The following is a 15,855-nucleotide window of genomic DNA, read 5'->3' as shown; positions in this document are numbered from 1 at the left end:
CAATTAACTAATTTTTTAATGAACTATTACTTATGATATTTTTGAGTTCTGGCATCTTTAATTACGCCGGACCAGTTCATTCCGTATCCGAAATCGTAGTTATGACCTTCGGAGTCCTTGTGTGTTTCCATATCGTAAGGAACATCTTCTTTCTGCTTTTCAACAGTTGCCATATTTGCAGGCATCTGAAGGGGAAGCAGTCCCGAAGGCTCATATTTTCCGGTTACGATATCCACAACCGCCTGATTGGAGACATTGAAGTTCATCAGAATCGCATCAGCGTGCTTTTCAAATTCGTTGAAGATCATGGGTTTTGAAGCTGTTACAGAAACAATGACAGGTTTTCCGTTCATTGCCTTATAGGTGTTTTCAATCGTCAGTAAATCAGTGAAATTGGTGGCCGTTGAAGTTTTATTCTTAAATGTTCTGTCGTGTACATTCGGGGCTACAACCGGGTCGCCTGCTGCAATACTTTTTTCACGGGCTTCTGTCGCTGTGTAAGTCTGGTACTGAAGAGAAATCGGAAGATACCCGTTTCCGCCTTCTGCAGCATCAATATCGCTGTAACCGCCTTCTTCACTATGCGGACTTTTCACAAAGACCAACGCGAAATCAGCTTTTGTAGGATCTTCGGTTACATCATAATGCTTTTTGATTTTTGTGATATCAACAGGATAATCCAGAGAAGGAGCGGTGTAAATTCCCCACCAGTTAAATGTTGCCGGAGAATATCTCTTCGGGATGTAAACCGTTTTTCTTTCCTTAATGGGAAGAACACTTCCTTTATTTTTCAGCATCACGATCGATTTAACCTGCGCTTCGTAACCCGCCTTCATAAACTCAGGATTACCAACAATTTTTTTGGTTTCTTCAACGTTGACGTAGGGATTTTCAAACAATCCTGTTCTGAAGAAATTTCTCAGCAAACGAACGGCAGACTGCTCAAATTTTGCACGGTATGCTTTTTCACCGTGCTCTTTCACTCCCATCTGATACGCTTCCAAAACGGGTCCTTTATCATTATTTCCTCCAAACTGGTCAACACCCGCTTCCAACACTTTATAGTGACGTTCAGCGATTGATAATTTCTCGGCACCCCAGGGTTTTCCGGAAAATCCGCCCGGAGTTTTTGGTTCATTAGCTGTAATTAACCAGTCGGTACACACCACGCCATCATATTTGTATTTTCCACGAAGTAAATCTGTGATCAGATATTTACTGTAACCGTTTCCGACATTTTCTCCGTTTTTCGTATCCTGATTAAAGCTAATTGTATAATAAGGCATTACCGCAGAAGCTTCTTTTGTTCCCCCGTTTAATTTGAAAGCACCTTCCGTAAAAGGTTTCACGTGATTCTGGAAGTTATTTCCCGGATAAACAGCAAATTTCCCCATCGCCCAGTGACCGTCACGACCGCCTTCTTCAGGACCTCCTCCCGGCCAGTGTTTTACCATGGCATTTACACTTTTGTTACCCCAACCGTTTTTACTTCCGATAGTGGTCTGGAAACCATCAATATAACCTCTTCCTAAATCTGCTGTCAGTTCCGGACTTTCAGAGAAAACATAAGCGATTCTGTACCAACGCGGTTCTGTTCCCAAGTCGATTTGAGGAGATAGAGCCGTTGAAATTCCCAATGCTCTGTATTCCTGAGCTGCGATGTTCCCGAATTTTCTAACCAATTCCGGGTCGAAAGTTGCACCCATTGCCAGGCCATCCGGCCAAAGAGAAATTTGTCCGCCTGCTCCTTCATTAAACTCAGCCGTTACGGTCGCAGAATGTCTCGGGTCTGTACTGTTGTTGGCTGGAATTCCCAATCCCAGACCTTCTATATAAGCCTGAATATTGTTGCTCCATTGTGCTGCAATTTCAGGAGATTCAACGGTTGTTACCAAAACATGACGAAGGTTGTCTTCTTTTAAAAATTTCTTTTGCTGGTCTGTTAAATCAGAGGCTTTTGCACCGCTTTCTTTATACAGCATTCCGTTATATTTTCCTGCCCGGAAGCCGTCTGCAGGTGCAGGAACAGATTGGTGGCCGCTGTACAGCATTAAGCCTGCAATCTGTTCGACCGTCATTTTTGATGCTAAATCTTTCGCTCTTTCGTCAACAGGAAGTCTCCAGTCTTCGTATTTATCAAGTTTTCCGTTTCTGTTTAAATCTTTGAATTTATTTCCGCCAATTGTAAGAATTTTTATACCTGAATCTGCGGAATACCCTAAAACAGGGCCTTTAGAATTGGTTACTGTCTGAATATTCTGTGCAAATGCTGTTACTCCTAAACATAATGCAGCAACATTTAAAACCGTTCTTTTCATTGTTTACATTTTAGAAATTAAAGTTTATCGAGAATTGACCTGTTAATGGCATAATGTATGTCCCTGTCAATAGTTTTCCGTAATATGGACTTGCATCTGTAATTAATTCGGCACCATTGATGGTTCCACTGGCTCCTCTTTGGTTCAGGAAGTTGATCACTGTTGCACCGACGTTGATGTTTTTGTTCACTGTATAGCTTACACCTCCGAAAGTTTCCCATCTGGGTGCAAAGTATAATGCATTGGTAAGATTCGCATATTGTTTTGAGAAATATCTGAAACTTGCCCAGAACCTCCACTTGTCAATAGAATAACTTGGATCGATTTCCATTAAAACTTTAGCAACCCCTAATACATTGTTGTCGTTATAATTATAATCTTTTCCGAAAGCATTGAAATTAAATTTCTTATAAACAGGATTTTGGAATGTAACCAGATAATGTAAATTGAATCCTTTGAATGGTTTTAAAACAAAATCTGTAGTCCAGCCCAGCGTCTGAATATCGTAATAAACGGTCGTGGTCTGTGCCTCAGAACTATTGGCAGGATTGACCAGGTTATATCTGTTAAGGTTATTATTTTTCTTCAGATAAGTAGCCTGGGAAATCAACTGGATCCAGTCTGTATTCCAGAAAACTCCAATTGCTCCCAATGGGCTTTTAATTTTATTGGTATTGGGTTCAAAAGCTTGAGAGTAACTTTCCAATCTTCTGTTTTCTTCTGTGTATAAGAAGTTGGCTAAAACTCCGAAATTTTTGGTAATGTTGTAAGTGGCATTCAAACTTCCTGCAATCTGGAAGAAATTTTGACTGATGTGATTAAACTGACCAGGGTCCGTGAAACTGAACCCAATCGTTCTGGGAGTCAAAGAGTATTCTCCATCTAGGATATGATTTCTCAGATGCAAACCGTAACTCAGATTAAAATTGTCGGTAACTTTCCATTCATCGGTACCATACAGAGAAAGTTTGTTCTCTGTTCCGCTGTGATATTCGCCGCCTGCATTGTAGTTGTAGAACCCGTCAGTATCGGTATTTGGACCGATCAACCGCTGAGGTTGAGCTTCAACAGTCTGGAAGAAAAAAGTACGGTTGGATGTGAATTTACTGACGTGATAGTACTGTTCCAAAACCCCGAATGTCACATTATGATTTCCGATCTGTTTATTCAAGGAAAAGCGGCCCGCAATATTAGTAATAGGCGTTGCCGGGGTATACATCCCTAAAATAGTTCCCACCTGTCCTGAGTAAGCCTGCCCGTTGGAAGCCAGAGTATACCCAGCGGAAGGACCTGCATTGAAAATACTCAAAGGAATCATGTTGGACATTTTCGTTTTTGAAAAATGTGCTCTTGTGGAGAATCTGAAATTCCATCCACTGTTCAAAAGATAATTACCAAAGATATCAATGTTGTGAGAGGTTGACCTGTTATCTTTGCCACTCATGGACGCCCAATAAGATTCGCCCGTGAGGATATCTTTGACTTTCATCTGCCCATCTCTTACCACATAGGAATCCCTCCCGATTTTGAAATTATCGAGCTCCGTAACTTTTCCGTTTTCTCCATATTGAAAAACCGCATAATTGGTGATGCTGTAAGAATCCGCATATTTATATAAGATGGAGATTTTGCCCTTATCGTTATCGAAATATTTAGTGGCGCCGACCCTGAAAATCTTTGTTTCATCGGCATTTCTTGCAAACCCCAGTTTATAGGTGCTCGGATCATAATTGGCAAAAGCTCCGGCAGTATAGCTCCAGCCGTTTTTAGATATCGGTCCTGATACGTTTACATCTCCCTGCAGCCAGCCAAAGTTACTCGTAGTAAGCTTTCCTTTCAGTTTGAATTCTTTGGTTCCCGTCTGTGCGTACGAATTTACTGCAAAACCAAGGTCTCCCATCGTATTTGCCAGCTGATCCATTTTCAGAAGCCCGGTTTTTTCTAGGCCCACACTCTGTCTCCATGTTTTATTGGGCAGTTCCGGCCAGAAAAAATAAACCACGGGAAGGTCGTTTTCAAGAATTGTAATTCCCCCAACCGTTGACGGCAGACCGATATTTACGTCTCTGGGACTTGTGTTATTGGCCGCGTTTAACATGACGTTCCTGTTGTTGTCTTCTTTGGAGGTAACGGTCTTTACACCTTCTGCACCTTTTATAGCTGTATTCACTGCATTTTTCACTGCCAGACTATCGGCCTGTTGCCCGAACGCAGTACTGAAGGAAAGTATCAGTCCCAAAGCGGAAATTGTAAATTTTGGATTTTTCATAATTATCAATTAATCTGTTTTTTTTGTGGTTTTAATCGTGCAGAGAGCCATCGAATCACGGATGCGGTATCCTATAATTGGTTTAAACATTATAAAAACGGTTCCTATAAGACATTATCTGGTATAAGATCCAATATTCCCTGATAAATTTTAGTTGCTTCTTTATGAATCAACCAATATTACACTCTTTTTTTGATACAGCCAAATGGAATGTTACGAAAAATTAATATTTGTGTATTTGTTTGATTATTAGATATGTAAAAAATGATTTTATTGCGAAATAGGCTAAGAAGCTTTGAAAGTGTTAAAAAATCCTGAACTGAATGTTGCCCTAAAAAACAATCTGGCAGCGTAAATTTTGGTTCTTCCTGAATATGACCTTAAATTTGTTACACCAAACAATAGAGAATAAACATGAGTCCAGATAAACAGATCTTAGAGAAGTCAGTTGCCTCCTATGAGCTATATTTACCACATATTTCTATCGATACGGTTATCTTTGGCTTTAGCGAAAATGAGCTTAAGGTACTTGCGATCAAAATGAAGTTTAATCAGCAATGGTTTCTTCCCGGTGGTTATCTTAAAAAGAAAGAGAACATCGATGATGCGGCTGTGAGAATTCTGTCTGAGCGTGCAGGGGTGTCCGATATATTTCTGGAGGAGTTTGCGGTATTCGGAAAGTACGGCAGAAGCGAAGACTCTTTTGCCGATTATGAAGACGGGTTGTGGCATAAACAGAGATTTGTTTCCATTGGGTATTATGCACTGGTCAATTACCATACTGTTTCTCCCAAAGCAGATGAAATGAGTGAAGAATTTGACTGGCTGGATGTCAACAATCTTGACAGATACCCTATTACAATGGACCATAAGGAAATTATCCAGAAAGCACTCCTTACCCTTAGAGAACGCATCACCTATAAACCTATAGGGTATAATCTGCTACCGGAGAAATTTACGATGACCGAGGTGCAAAAGTTGTATGAAACGATACTGGGCAGAGATCTTAACCGTGGTAATTTTTATAGAAAGATCAAAAATATGGGAATTCTTACAAAATTAAACGAGCTTCGGAAGGGTGGGGCCCATAAAGCACAGGAGTTATATTCTTTTGACAGGGAAAATTACGAAAAGGCATTGCAGGATGGGGTCAATAGCTGGTAATTGGCAAATAAGTAGGCGGAAATATTCAGATTCTCTGTATTAATACCAGTGGGTATCAAACAACGCTGAAAGGAAAAGAGATCTCCCTGGAATTAATGCTTTTGGAAGGTCTTGAAACAAGAATAGCCCAGGGTATTGCTGAAGAGCGGAAACAAACGGAATATATACCCCATTGGAGAACTTTATAAGATATGATACTATCCCATAAATTGTGTAAATACTTAAAATAGAGACATTTTCATTCGATTTTTTAATTTTAAAGCATATTCAGTTTTATGAAGTGAAGACAAAAGGTTTTTTTATAAGATAGTTTAGTTTCTCATTTAAAATTTTTCGCAGAGCATTGTATAGAAATATTGGTCTACTCCCATATTTCTTGCTAAAAAAGTTACTCTGTAAATATTTGTATCATCTGGGTAGGTCATATAAAACTCATCCAAAATATTGTTTGAGTAATCAGGATCCAAAGTTAACCAGGTGTTTGCCATAGTATATACTGCAGTAAGATTTGATACAATGCTGTTGGGAGGGATAAAAGTATTTGCATTGCTGTTTACTTTTTGAATTTTAGTGTAATATAGTATTGCATCGGCGGGATTAACTAATCTCATCTGCGGTAGGGGACCATTATCAAATCTATATTGCATTTTTCCGCAATTCATGACATTGCCTATAACCGGAGAATTTGAAAAATAGGTGATTTTTTTATTTTCTATAGCCAGATCTTTTACCGTATTTAATAAACTTGCTTTATCCCAGGAATCCAGATCTCCATTTGAGTTGGCAACAATTATTTTATTATAATTACTATCGGTACTTTTATCTGTTAATGTTCTTATTCTTACATCACCATTAACATCCAATACTCTGGTTGGTGCGGTTGTTCCTATACCGACTTGAGCGTTGATGGACAATGATACTAGGGTAAAAAATAAATAGATATTTTTCATATTATAGAGTTTGTATATAAAATTTCTCACAGATAAGGCCATACGTAAAATTAGTACTGGTATTACTGATACGAGATAGAGTTAGTCTATATAAATTATTTTGCTTAGGAGGCACAATAGTGTAGATTCTGACTGTGTAATTAGGGCCGGTGGTAAATATAGCCGGATCTAATGACTGATAAGTGGAATAATTCAAATCTGTAAATGCAATTGTTCTATTGACAAAATTGTATGAATTGTTTATCCATCTTTTAATGCCATACCCTAAATTAAAGTTGGAAATGTTCCCATTTGTTACAAAAGTGGTAAGAGAATTAAGCTTAATTTCAGCAGTATCCAGGTTATTAATTCGGAAAGTGATATCACCACAGCTACACTCTTTAGATTCGTCCGGAAGGGAACTATTATAAACTATACGTTTTACTTCAACATTATTTGTTTCTGTTTGTGCAATAGCAGATATATTGATATAGTCTATATTACCGGTTGCATTATTACCGGTTACAATTCTGTCATAGGAGGCATTATTAGTTACATCATTTGTTGTACTAATCCTTACGTCTCCGTTGATGTCTAATTTCCTTGTAGGCATATTGGTGTCTATACCAAACTTTTGATCCTGAGCCATTACAAGACCATTAAGACCAATAACTAAAAATAAAATATTTCTCATATTTAAAATTTTTCACAAGAAGCAACAAAATCCCAACTATCTATTCCGGTATTTTGTTTTACCTTATAAATAGTTAATCTATAAAAATCTGTATCATTTGGATATTGGAAGTGCATGATATTCTGTTCATAATCTGCTACATTAGCTCGGGCAAATTCTTGATTAATATTCCAGTTAGAAGAAGTGAATAAAAAAGGAACAGTAGAGGGGTCAGTTGGAATTTTTCCTTGATAAAATTGAAAGCCATTAGCATTAAAATTTTGCTCCATACTCATATAAATATTAACATCAGCTCCTGGATTTTCTGCTAACCTAAAATTGATCCGTGATTGATCTGTATTTTCAAAGACAAATAAAAATTTACCACATTTTAATGTTCTGGTGGGATCCCCGTTAGGACTGGGCATATTATAGACTAAACTATAACTTTCTTTGTTGGAAGTTCCAGGCTCTAACGGAGGCTGCATGCTTGACTTGGTTACATAGTCTACATTACCATTGATGTCCGTAGACAATATTTCATCGTATGCAACGGTCTCTGATTTATTAGTCAGAACTCCTATGCGCATATTGCCCACAACATGAAGTTTGCGGGTTGGAGTATTTGTATTTATTCCAACTTGCGCTAATGCCATGCAAGGTACAATCAATAAAAAAATAAGAAATTTATAGGTCATTAGGGTAGATTTTAAGAAAAATATAAGTAAATAATACAACTTTTGTACCACTATATTTTGTTTAAGTTGATTAAAGAACCTTCGACGGGAAATACGGGATCACTCGATATTCGGAACCGGAAAAGGTGTTCCTTGGCTATTTCAGGATAATATTTTTTCGATTACAATTAAGATTCGGGCATATTCCAATATTCAAACAGAGCACCAAATAAATCTTGTAATTTTCTTCCAAAAATATCCTTCTCACAATCAAAGTTTTTTACAGCTATAGCACCTATGGAATACTTCTTATATATATCATTTTCAGATAACTTAATATTATTGTGTATCATACTTTGGATATCACCAATTTGGTTATAGATTGATTTATAGATTGAAATTTCAGGATATTTAACTGCTAAAATTTTTGACTCGATACTTAATTCATTTAGTAAATTATTGTATTCTTTTTTCGTATTTACTTCTTTATAATTCATTGTTAAAATTGGAATTTGGAGATATACTTGACTTCAGCCTTTTCCATTCTTGTCTATCTCTGCATTTATTTTAAGGTAACTATACGTTACTTTACACAAACATAGAAAAAAGTAAAGACCAACTAAAAGATAGTTTGGTCTTTTTTATTAATAAATTCAAATTTATGAAAATGAAAAAATTCCTAACCCAATATAGAAATATTAATGATCTCTATGCAGGTCAAAACATTTATGCACCTTCATGGAATGAGGCACAAATAATTGCTGATAAAAGAGGCTTAGGTGAAAAAGTTATAGGTTATTTATAACCAAAGTGTCTTGCATTTTCAACAGCTTTTTGCCTTGAAGAAAATCCTTGAGTTGCGGCCCCTACAATTTTTCCGTTTTCAACTGAAGTAGCACGCCATCTCCATTTTTCAGCACTATCCTGATAGAATACCCATTTTAATGTTCCCATAATTTAATGATTTTAGTTTATCCAAATATAGTGAAAAAGGTATAATTTTTGTACTTTTGCAGGAATATTTATCGATTAAAAAGAAAGCGTTAGCTTTTATTCTGTTACCTGAAATCTGGAAAATTTCTCAAAATGACACAGAATAAACAACTGACACTTACATCCTATATGGGTGTGGGTTGTCTTGTTTATGTCATTGGCAATCCAGAGCCTCAGGTAATAAATAAAGACTACAAACCCACGCCTTTCTTTATTTATAATCTTAAAATTTCTGCTTTGGGTTTGAGTGGATTATCAAATTCACTTATGAAAAAAGTTTTCTTTTCAGTATGTATGTTACTTGGGATATTTTGCTTCTCTCAGACTGTAACAAAGAAGTTTAATTCATATTATAACAGATATGATTATTTTGACTCATACTCAAATCTTATAGGTTATGAGAAATACAATAGCTATTCCAGACAATGGGAGTATTACAGTTTGAAAAATACTCAATCATCTAGGAGACCTTATCAATATAGAGATCCTGAAAAATTGGATATTTCTAGTTTGGGTAATGCAGCAACTACTTTGCAGAATAGATACAATAACAATCAAAAGAATGCTCAGGCAGTCATAGATGATATTGTTCATCAAATAAAATCTCTGGATATATCTGATACTAAAAAGGAGAAGATCTTAAATGACTTTACAGAAACAGTAAACTCCAATATGCAGTCTATTTATAATGGTAATGTTAATTGGCTGTATGATGCTGTTAATACAATTATTAAAAACGTAACAGACTAATATATGTTCATTAACACCAACATAAAATCAGTATTAGAATTAATACAAGCCTTTCCAACTGAACAGGCTTGCATAGACTATTTGGAAGAAGTTATTTGGAGTGGTATTGTTGTAAGTCCTTTTGATGAAACTTCAAAAGTATATAAGTGTAAGAATAATCAATATAGATGTAAGAATACAGGAAAGTACTTTAACATTAAGACGGGAACAATGTTTGAAAATTCAAAGGTTAGTCTTAGAAAATGGTTCTTAGCTATATGGCTTGTTACATCTCATAAAAAAGGAATTAGTTCTATACAGTTAGGAAAAGATATTGGAGTGAGACAAGCAACAGCATGGTTCATGCTGCAAAGAATTAGAGCCTGTTTTGGTATAGAAAACTGTAATGAACTTGAAGGAGTTGTAGAAGCAGATGAAACTTTTATTGGAGGTAAAAATAAGAACAGACACAAAGACAAGAAAGTTCCACACTCACAAGGCAGAAGCTATAAAGACAAAGTTCCTGTTATGGGAATGTTGCAAAGAGATGGTAAGTTGAATGCATTTGTTATACCTAATACAAGGAGAAACAGTATTCAGCCTTTAATACATAGATATGTAAAAACAGGAACAAGGCTCATTTCAGATGAATGGTGGGCTTATAAAGGATTACATAGACATTATGATCATAAAGTAATAGATCATTCTAAAAAAGAATATGTAAGTTTGCAAGATAATACAGTACATAATAACAATATAGAAGGAAGTTGGAACATACTTAAAAGAAGTGTTTCAGGAATGTATAATCACGTTTCAAAAAAGCACCTTCAAAAATATGTTGATGAATTTGTGTATAGGTATAATTTAAGAGAAGTCACAGACTATAAGAAGTTTGAACATTTATTGAATAACAATAATGTTAGAACGAGATACAAAGATTTAACAGGATAAATGAAAGAAGTGTTATTAAAACAAAGAGAAGTAAGAACCATTATTTTAGATGGTGAAGAATACTTCTATGTAGAAGATATAAAAAGCAATTGCCCTGAATTAAAGATTGAGACATTGAAAATTAAATATCATGAAGAAACTCCTTTAATCATGGTAGAGTATGTACACATGAAAACAGACTTTGATAATATGATTACTAAGATTTGGAATTTTAAACCTGATAGAAAAAATAAAAAAGAGGACTGATTTAGTCCTCTTTTATTTTAATAACCATTTCTATAATTAATCACAGCTGTTAAATCATCAGTATTTAATACTCTTTCAGTAAAATCATTATAATCAGGATTGGTAAAATACTCATTCAAATTATGTATCTGTTGAACTTTAATTTTTCTAGGTACGTAACCATCAAATTCTTGTAATCTTTCTAGTATTATACAATGAATATACTCATCAATAATTTGTTTTTTATGAGTAAAGGTGTACTTATGAGTTTCTAAATTTCCAATTATATACATATAATCACTAGATAAAGGAGACATAGGCAAAATTTTAATATTATTATGATATACGAAATATACAAAAAAAATGAAATAAGCACTGAAATATGGGAACCAAATCCAAAAGATTTTAATCCTTTTGAAAATGCTTCAATTGAAATAGGTAAAATTGATTTAAATAATTTACAGAATAGTAAATTTAATCCAATACTTTCAGAGATTCCAAAATCAAATATGGAAGAACTAAAAACAATGGGAGAAACTTCATTTACAATTATAACAAAACAAACAGTTATAATAAGAAACAAGAAAGAGGACTAATTAATTTTAGTCCTCTTTTATTTTTAACAAATTAGTGTAAAGTGAATTAGTCAAGACTTAATCTGACAGTTATAATCAAATTAAATAACTTTAAAACAGATTAAGTATTATGACAACACAACAAAAAATCATCAAAAACAAGTTAGGTGTACTTGAATTAGCACAACATTTAGGAAATGTATCCAAAGCTTGTAAAGTAATGGGCTATTCCCGAGACAGTTTTTATCGATTCAAAGAACTGTATGAGCAAGGAGGTGAATTAGCATTACAGGAAATCTCCAGAAGAAAGCCAGTATTAAAGAATCGTGTAGATGAAGTTATTGAAAAGGCTGTTGTTGATATAGCCATTGAAAACCCTGCTTTGGGGCAGCTTAGAGTGAGTAATGAACTTAAAAAGAAAGGGTTGATCGTATCCCCAGGCGGGGTCAGAGGTATTTGGTTAAGACACGATCTACATACGTTTAAACTAAGATTAAAAGCCTTGGAAGCCAAATCCGCTCAAGATGGTATAGTCCTTACTGAATCTCAACTTTCAGCACTAGAAAGAGCCAAGGAGGAGAAAAAAGCTCATGGAGAAATTGAAACTCATCATCCTGGATATTTAGGAGCTCAAGACACTTATTATGTAGGCAATATCAAAGGAGTTGGACATATTTATCAGCAAACTTTTATTGACACGTATTCTAAAGTAGTATTTGCAAAGCTATATGACCGTAAAAATGCTCTTATTGCTGCTGACATGCTTAATGATCAGGTAGTTCCGTTCTTTGAGCAACAGGAACTTCGTTTACTCAGAATTTTAACAGACAGAGGAACGGAATACTGTGGAATAAGAGAACAGCATGAATACCAGCTTTATTTAGCCATTGAAGATATTGATCACACGAAGACCAAGGCTAAAAGCCCTCAGACCAACGGCATTTGTGAACGTTTTCACAGGACAATACAGGAAGAGTTTTATGCCATAGCTTTCAGAAAGAAAATTTACAGAAGTATTGAAGAGCTGCAATTAGACTTAAACAGCTGGCTGTCGTATTACAATAATGAAAGAACGCATACAGGAAAACATTGTTACGGTAAAACACCGATGCAGACGTTTTTGGATAGTAAACCTATTGCAAAAGAGAAATTATTGGAAACTCTTGCAGAGGAACAAAAAATCCTTACTTTTGGAAGTAAGGATAATATTGGATAACTGACAATTATTTTTAAACCCTAACTGTCAGATCAAGTTGTGGCTATTACATGTAAAGTAACGTATAATTACCTATTTTAATTATATTCATTTTTATGTAAGGTGCTGATAATCCTAAGTGCTCTATTTTAACATAATCTAAGTTAGGTTTGAATTGTCCGGGATGATCTTTACATCACTTTTTGTTTTTTGTAACTTAAAGATTTATTCTTCAATCATAGTCGGATATAATGATATTCCCCAGACTATATCTTTTAGCATATTGGCATAATCAATATTTGCTTCTTCTGCAACAAAATTTCTTGTTATCATTACTGCCATTGGATATTTTTTATAAGCTTCGTCTTTTGTATAAACTTCATTATGGTCAATTACAGTTTTTTTAATATCCAGTAATTGATTATAAAAAGAAATATTCATTGGAGTATCTGGAGATCTTTCGTATTCTTCTTTTGCCTGTAATAGGGCTTTTCCAACTATTTCATGATAATACTTTTTCGTTAAGTTGTCTTCTAAATCTGTATACATTTATCTATTTTAAAGTTAAACTTAAAAAATTACTTTTTATATTTAATTGTTAGACCATGTTTTGCTAAAGTTGATATAAAATCACTATTTCCATGAATTCATTTTATAATTTGAAAAGTTAACTTTCATATCTTCTATTCTGTCTTCAAGGACTTTAATACCTGTATGTAAATACATTTCTTTTTCAGATTCATCAAGAACATAAATGATATCAAATCCTGGGCTGGGATTGGGAATAGGAACAGATAATTCGATATTGCTGTTCTCTTCAAAAACATAATATTCCCAATCTTTCTTTTCTAGTAATTTCTTCTTATTCATTTTATTAATTTTTTTACATATAAAATAAGGCTCTCTCATTGTAAAGATAGCCTCGTTAGAACTTACTTATAAAGAGTACTATTCATATTTTTCCCTTGGAACAGGATCTCCTGTTTTTGGATCAATAGTATATTTTTTTTGAAAACTTTCAATAGTTTCGGGTTCTCGGGTTAAGGGATTTACACCATATTTTATGATAAAGCTTGTAACCGTATCAGGTTCGCCTACGTTACCCATAAAACGAGGTGTTGGATCTGCTTCATACTTATCCCACCATTCTTTTTCTTTTCTTTTTTCCTCGTCAGACATTAAAGCTCGCCTTTTGGCTTTTTCTTCTTCAAATATTTTTGAGTTAAATCGGGCAATTTGTCCTTTGTGGTCTTCTGATAACGAGTCATATATGGCTCCTCTTATTTCTCCTTCTTTTTGATACAGAATGACTTTTTGTAATAAAGCATCGTCAAAGATTTCTGGTAAATTGTTAAAATCTACATAGGGTAATTTAGCATTTCTTTCTTTTCTATACTTTTTGGCGTCTTCAGACTCTTTAAAAGTGATATATTCTTCTTGCTGAAGAGGCTTAAGAATATTAAACACTTCATTAAAAATAGAATTGTTTAAATCTTCTATATTTAAAAGTAATTTTAAATTAAACTCAGGCAGTTCATTGGGGATATAATTAAAGTAATCTGTCGCGAAAATCATATTTTTTTAGTTTAAATTTAATATATTAATTTACTCAAGGATATGTTCTTTAAGCTTCAATTTAAAATTATTGCGCTTCTGAAATCATTTTTTCTATTAATTTCCAATCTACATTTTCATCAAAATGATCCCAATCTAAAATTTGGTTTGGTCTACTGTCAGGGGGTAAAGGAGATACATAAAATATACATCGGTAAGCTGTTTCCCTAATATTAACTTCAGTGTTTTTGTTTTCGAGAATTGAATAAAGTGTTTTCATAACTGATGCTTTATTCTGTTTACGATATGTGTTTGCCCAACTTATCAGGGCATCTGATCTTGTGTCGTCATCTTTATCGTAAGAAAACATTTCCCATGCTTTATCTCTAAATTCTTCCATTCCCCAATAAAAGCACAAAACTTTGATGGATGCGCTGCGTGCTTGTTCGTTAGGATTGTCACATATTTTTATAATGATATTCTTTAACTGATTTTTTTCCTGAGGTGTCCAAGGATATTTTTTTCCGCAATCTATTAGCAAATCATATAATTCGTTTCCGTCTGATTCATTTTCAAGTAATTGCTGCATTTCTTTTATATTCATAATATTTGTAGTTAATTTTTTATAGTTTCCTGCCTGTACCAGTTTAGCTGGTATTTTTTCTACAGCTCCTGCATCTAAAATAGAACCTACAACAGAAATAACCATCCAAACAGTATTCGATAATATATAAATTATAATATTGAAGTAAAAGTTAAATCTGTAAAATAAAGAAATATTATAATAAAATAAATAATGTAAGTGAATATTGAAGAACTAGCGTTTGAAGTTAATATTAGGATTCTGGGGTAAGATATGAAGAGGAACCAATTTTTAATGCTTATGCGGTAGATAAAGAAAGGGAGGTATAAATACACCAAATGTTTGGGTGAGAAATGAAGATATGGAATATGTAATGCTACCGGAAATAGCGGAAAAGTTAGACGAGAAGTATATTCTGAAATAAAAGGGGAAATAAAAATAGTATCAGAGTTACCTTATTGCCTATCTTGCCAAGAAGTAATACAGGATTTTAGCAGATATTTCGAATATTAAAATAAATTTAATAGATAATGTAAGATAAAAAAATGAGAACAGAAATTTTAAAATTAAATGGCATTTTTAATATGTCTTTTGGTAAAACATTTTTTACTGGTGAGTCTGAAAATATTAATAATTTTATTAATGGTAAATCAAAATGGGATATTTTTATTAATGATGTTTATTTTGATACTATTGAATTTGAGAATGAAAATCTACCATTAACTAAAAGTGATATTGAAACAAAAAATAGATCTTTTTCTTATAATGGCTTTTTTGATAAAGAACAATTAGATTTTAAAGGTCAAAATATAATATTGAAATTAAAAGAAATTTAAATTGATGGCACTCAATCAAAATGTTTTTTTATGGTTTAATATCAAGTAACAATTGATTTAAACTCAATAATTTTTGATAATAATATACTTAAATGTACCAATTGTACAGATAAATTAATTTCATATTTTATAGAGAAAATTTACATAGTATGATATAAACTTTCTAATAAAAATTAGCTGGTAC

21 protein-coding genes are annotated in these 15,855 nt (G+C 33.9%); 9 read left to right on the top strand and 12 right to left on the bottom strand.

Annotated features, from left to right (window positions below):
* Positions 1-26: 26 nt before the first annotated feature.
* Both CHSO_RS16775 and CHSO_RS16770 read right to left on the bottom strand, forming a co-directional pair.
* Positions 27-2,318 carry a glycoside hydrolase family 3 protein gene (locus CHSO_RS16775; protein WP_045498423.1) on the bottom strand — a complete coding sequence of 764 codons (2,292 nt, stop codon included), beginning with the start codon at positions 2,316-2,318 and terminating at the stop codon, positions 27-29.
* Between the two features lie 10 nt (positions 2,319-2,328).
* Positions 2,329-4,587, bottom strand: coding sequence for a TonB-dependent receptor (locus CHSO_RS16770; RefSeq protein WP_052480630.1), 2,259 nt, complete (start codon positions 4,585-4,587; stop codon positions 2,329-2,331).
* Positions 4,588-5,001: 414 nt separating this feature from the next.
* Between CHSO_RS16770 and CHSO_RS16765 the strand changes: the two genes are divergently transcribed.
* Positions 5,002-5,751: an NUDIX hydrolase gene (locus CHSO_RS16765; RefSeq protein ID WP_045498422.1), complete on the top strand. Its 750-nt coding sequence runs from the start codon at positions 5,002-5,004 to the stop codon at positions 5,749-5,751.
* A 323-nt stretch (positions 5,752-6,074) separates the two neighbouring features.
* Here the strand turns inward: CHSO_RS16765 and CHSO_RS16760 are convergent, their stop codons facing one another.
* From CHSO_RS16760 to CHSO_RS16745, 4 genes are all read right to left on the bottom strand, one after another.
* A complete protein-coding gene (locus CHSO_RS16760) occupies positions 6,075-6,701 on the bottom strand; it encodes a hypothetical protein (protein WP_045498420.1) in 627 nt (208 codons plus the stop codon).
* A gap of 1 nt (position 6,702) precedes the next feature.
* On the bottom strand, positions 6,703-7,374 hold the full coding sequence (locus CHSO_RS16755) for a hypothetical protein (protein WP_045498418.1): 672 nt from the start codon (positions 7,372-7,374) through the stop codon (positions 6,703-6,705).
* A 2-nt stretch (positions 7,375-7,376) separates the two neighbouring features.
* The gene (locus tag CHSO_RS16750; RefSeq protein WP_144428951.1) at positions 7,377-8,051 is read right to left on the bottom strand and encodes a hypothetical protein; all 675 of its coding nucleotides are present in this window, start codon (positions 8,049-8,051) and stop codon (positions 7,377-7,379) included.
* A gap of 167 nt (positions 8,052-8,218) precedes the next feature.
* Positions 8,219-8,527: an immunity protein Tsi6 family protein gene (locus tag CHSO_RS16745; RefSeq protein WP_045498412.1), complete on the bottom strand. Its 309-nt coding sequence runs from the start codon at positions 8,525-8,527 to the stop codon at positions 8,219-8,221.
* Between the two features lie 170 nt (positions 8,528-8,697).
* Here CHSO_RS16745 and CHSO_RS26020 point away from each other — a divergent pair, with 170 nt between their 5' ends.
* Entirely contained in the window at positions 8,698-8,835 is a 138-nt protein-coding gene (locus tag CHSO_RS26020) for a hypothetical protein (protein ID WP_171817661.1), read from the top strand.
* On the opposite strand, the gene CHSO_RS25430 is transcribed toward CHSO_RS26020, so the two are convergent.
* On the bottom strand, positions 8,826-8,984 hold the full coding sequence (locus CHSO_RS25430) for a DUF1508 domain-containing protein (protein ID WP_084221012.1): 159 nt from the start codon (positions 8,982-8,984) through the stop codon (positions 8,826-8,828). The two genes, CHSO_RS26020 and CHSO_RS25430, sit on opposite strands and share 10 nt — an antisense overlap.
* Before the next feature lie 132 nt (positions 8,985-9,116).
* On the opposite strand from CHSO_RS25430, the gene CHSO_RS16740 reads away from it, so the two are divergent.
* Genes CHSO_RS16740 through CHSO_RS16730 form a run of 3 tightly spaced genes read left to right on the top strand, consistent with a single transcriptional unit; the run spans position 9,117 to position 10,949 of the window.
* Positions 9,117-9,773: a hypothetical protein gene (locus CHSO_RS16740; protein WP_045498409.1), complete on the top strand. Its 657-nt coding sequence runs from the start codon at positions 9,117-9,119 to the stop codon at positions 9,771-9,773.
* A gap of 3 nt (positions 9,774-9,776) precedes the next feature.
* Positions 9,777-10,703 carry an IS1595 family transposase gene (locus CHSO_RS16735; RefSeq protein ID WP_045498406.1) on the top strand — a complete coding sequence of 309 codons (927 nt, stop codon included), beginning with the start codon at positions 9,777-9,779 and terminating at the stop codon, positions 10,701-10,703.
* Positions 10,704-10,949 (top strand): hypothetical protein, encoded by a 246-nt coding sequence (locus tag CHSO_RS16730; protein WP_045498404.1) that lies wholly within the window; start codon positions 10,704-10,706, stop codon positions 10,947-10,949.
* 17 nt (positions 10,950-10,966) lie between these two features.
* Here the strand turns inward: CHSO_RS16730 and CHSO_RS16725 are convergent, their stop codons facing one another.
* Positions 10,967-11,245, bottom strand: a complete 279-nt coding sequence (locus tag CHSO_RS16725) for a hypothetical protein (RefSeq protein ID WP_144428950.1) — start codon at positions 11,243-11,245, stop codon at positions 10,967-10,969.
* 21 nt (positions 11,246-11,266) lie between these two features.
* Here CHSO_RS16725 and CHSO_RS16720 point away from each other — a divergent pair, with 21 nt between their 5' ends.
* Positions 11,267-11,524 (top strand): hypothetical protein, encoded by a 258-nt coding sequence (locus tag CHSO_RS16720; RefSeq protein ID WP_045498400.1) that lies wholly within the window; start codon positions 11,267-11,269, stop codon positions 11,522-11,524.
* A gap of 109 nt (positions 11,525-11,633) precedes the next feature.
* On the top strand, positions 11,634-12,719 hold the full coding sequence (locus tag CHSO_RS16715) for an IS481 family transposase (RefSeq protein WP_045492331.1): 1,086 nt from the start codon (positions 11,634-11,636) through the stop codon (positions 12,717-12,719).
* A 204-nt stretch (positions 12,720-12,923) separates the two neighbouring features.
* Here CHSO_RS16715 and CHSO_RS16710 read toward each other — a convergent pair whose 3' ends face one another.
* The 4 genes from CHSO_RS16710 to CHSO_RS16695 form a co-directional block, all read right to left on the bottom strand.
* The gene (locus tag CHSO_RS16710; RefSeq protein WP_045498397.1) at positions 12,924-13,247 is read right to left on the bottom strand and encodes a hypothetical protein; all 324 of its coding nucleotides are present in this window, start codon (positions 13,245-13,247) and stop codon (positions 12,924-12,926) included.
* 84 nt (positions 13,248-13,331) lie between these two features.
* Entirely contained in the window at positions 13,332-13,568 is a 237-nt protein-coding gene (locus CHSO_RS16705) for a hypothetical protein (protein ID WP_144428949.1), read from the bottom strand.
* Between the two features lie 78 nt (positions 13,569-13,646).
* Entirely contained in the window at positions 13,647-14,273 is a 627-nt protein-coding gene (locus CHSO_RS16700) for a hypothetical protein (protein WP_045498391.1), read from the bottom strand.
* Between the two features lie 67 nt (positions 14,274-14,340).
* On the bottom strand, positions 14,341-14,961 hold the full coding sequence (locus CHSO_RS16695; RefSeq protein ID WP_045498388.1) for a hypothetical protein: 621 nt from the start codon (positions 14,959-14,961) through the stop codon (positions 14,341-14,343).
* Positions 14,962-15,201: 240 nt separating this feature from the next.
* Between CHSO_RS16695 and CHSO_RS26540 the strand changes: the two genes are divergently transcribed.
* Together CHSO_RS26540 and CHSO_RS16690 are read left to right on the top strand one after the other, a co-directional pair.
* On the top strand, positions 15,202-15,348 hold the full coding sequence (locus CHSO_RS26540) for a YgiT-type zinc finger protein (protein WP_084221088.1): 147 nt from the start codon (positions 15,202-15,204) through the stop codon (positions 15,346-15,348).
* Positions 15,349-15,380: 32 nt separating this feature from the next.
* Positions 15,381-15,671, top strand: coding sequence for a hypothetical protein (locus CHSO_RS16690; protein ID WP_045498385.1), 291 nt, complete (start codon positions 15,381-15,383; stop codon positions 15,669-15,671).
* The last annotated feature ends 184 nt before the right edge of the window (positions 15,672-15,855 follow it).

This window comes from Chryseobacterium sp. StRB126, from assembly GCF_000829375.1.
GTDB lineage: Bacteria > Bacteroidota > Bacteroidia > Flavobacteriales > Weeksellaceae > Chryseobacterium.
Note: the sequence above shows the minus strand (reverse complement) of the source record. Positions and strands in the feature narration are given on the sequence as shown.

What these genes read in the sequence shown, in the direction of transcription:
- CHSO_RS16775 (WP_045498423.1), bottom strand. Translation starts at nt 2,318, where the DNA reads ATGAAAAGAACGGTTTTAAATGTTGCTGCATTATGTTTAGGAGTAACA.
- CHSO_RS16770 (WP_052480630.1), bottom strand. Translation starts at nt 4,587, where the DNA reads ATGAAAAATCCAAAATTTACAATTTCCGCTTTGGGACTGATACTTTCC.
- CHSO_RS16765 (WP_045498422.1), top strand. Translation starts at nt 5,002, where the DNA reads ATGAGTCCAGATAAACAGATCTTAGAGAAGTCAGTTGCCTCCTATGAG.
- CHSO_RS16760 (WP_045498420.1), bottom strand. Translation starts at nt 6,701, where the DNA reads ATGAAAAATATCTATTTATTTTTTACCCTAGTATCATTGTCCATCAAC.
- CHSO_RS16755 (WP_045498418.1), bottom strand. Translation starts at nt 7,374, where the DNA reads ATGAGAAATATTTTATTTTTAGTTATTGGTCTTAATGGTCTTGTAATG.
- CHSO_RS16750 (WP_144428951.1), bottom strand. Translation starts at nt 8,051, where the DNA reads ATGACCTATAAATTTCTTATTTTTTTATTGATTGTACCTTGCATGGCA.
- CHSO_RS16745 (WP_045498412.1), bottom strand. Translation starts at nt 8,527, where the DNA reads ATGAATTATAAAGAAGTAAATACGAAAAAAGAATACAATAATTTACTA.
- CHSO_RS26020 (WP_171817661.1), top strand. Translation starts at nt 8,698, where the DNA reads ATGAAAAAATTCCTAACCCAATATAGAAATATTAATGATCTCTATGCA.
- CHSO_RS25430 (WP_084221012.1), bottom strand. Translation starts at nt 8,984, where the DNA reads ATGGGAACATTAAAATGGGTATTCTATCAGGATAGTGCTGAAAAATGG.
- CHSO_RS16740 (WP_045498409.1), top strand. Translation starts at nt 9,117, where the DNA reads ATGACACAGAATAAACAACTGACACTTACATCCTATATGGGTGTGGGT.
- CHSO_RS16735 (WP_045498406.1), top strand. Translation starts at nt 9,777, where the DNA reads ATGTTCATTAACACCAACATAAAATCAGTATTAGAATTAATACAAGCC.
- CHSO_RS16730 (WP_045498404.1), top strand. Translation starts at nt 10,704, where the DNA reads ATGAAAGAAGTGTTATTAAAACAAAGAGAAGTAAGAACCATTATTTTA.
- CHSO_RS16725 (WP_144428950.1), bottom strand. Translation starts at nt 11,245, where the DNA reads ATGTCTCCTTTATCTAGTGATTATATGTATATAATTGGAAATTTAGAA.
- CHSO_RS16720 (WP_045498400.1), top strand. Translation starts at nt 11,267, where the DNA reads ATGATATACGAAATATACAAAAAAAATGAAATAAGCACTGAAATATGG.
- CHSO_RS16715 (WP_045492331.1), top strand. Translation starts at nt 11,634, where the DNA reads ATGACAACACAACAAAAAATCATCAAAAACAAGTTAGGTGTACTTGAA.
- CHSO_RS16710 (WP_045498397.1), bottom strand. Translation starts at nt 13,247, where the DNA reads ATGTATACAGATTTAGAAGACAACTTAACGAAAAAGTATTATCATGAA.
- CHSO_RS16705 (WP_144428949.1), bottom strand. Translation starts at nt 13,568, where the DNA reads ATGAATAAGAAGAAATTACTAGAAAAGAAAGATTGGGAATATTATGTT.
- CHSO_RS16700 (WP_045498391.1), bottom strand. Translation starts at nt 14,273, where the DNA reads ATGATTTTCGCGACAGATTACTTTAATTATATCCCCAATGAACTGCCT.
- CHSO_RS16695 (WP_045498388.1), bottom strand. Translation starts at nt 14,961, where the DNA reads ATGGTTATTTCTGTTGTAGGTTCTATTTTAGATGCAGGAGCTGTAGAA.
- CHSO_RS16690 (WP_045498385.1), top strand. Translation starts at nt 15,381, where the DNA reads ATGAGAACAGAAATTTTAAAATTAAATGGCATTTTTAATATGTCTTTT.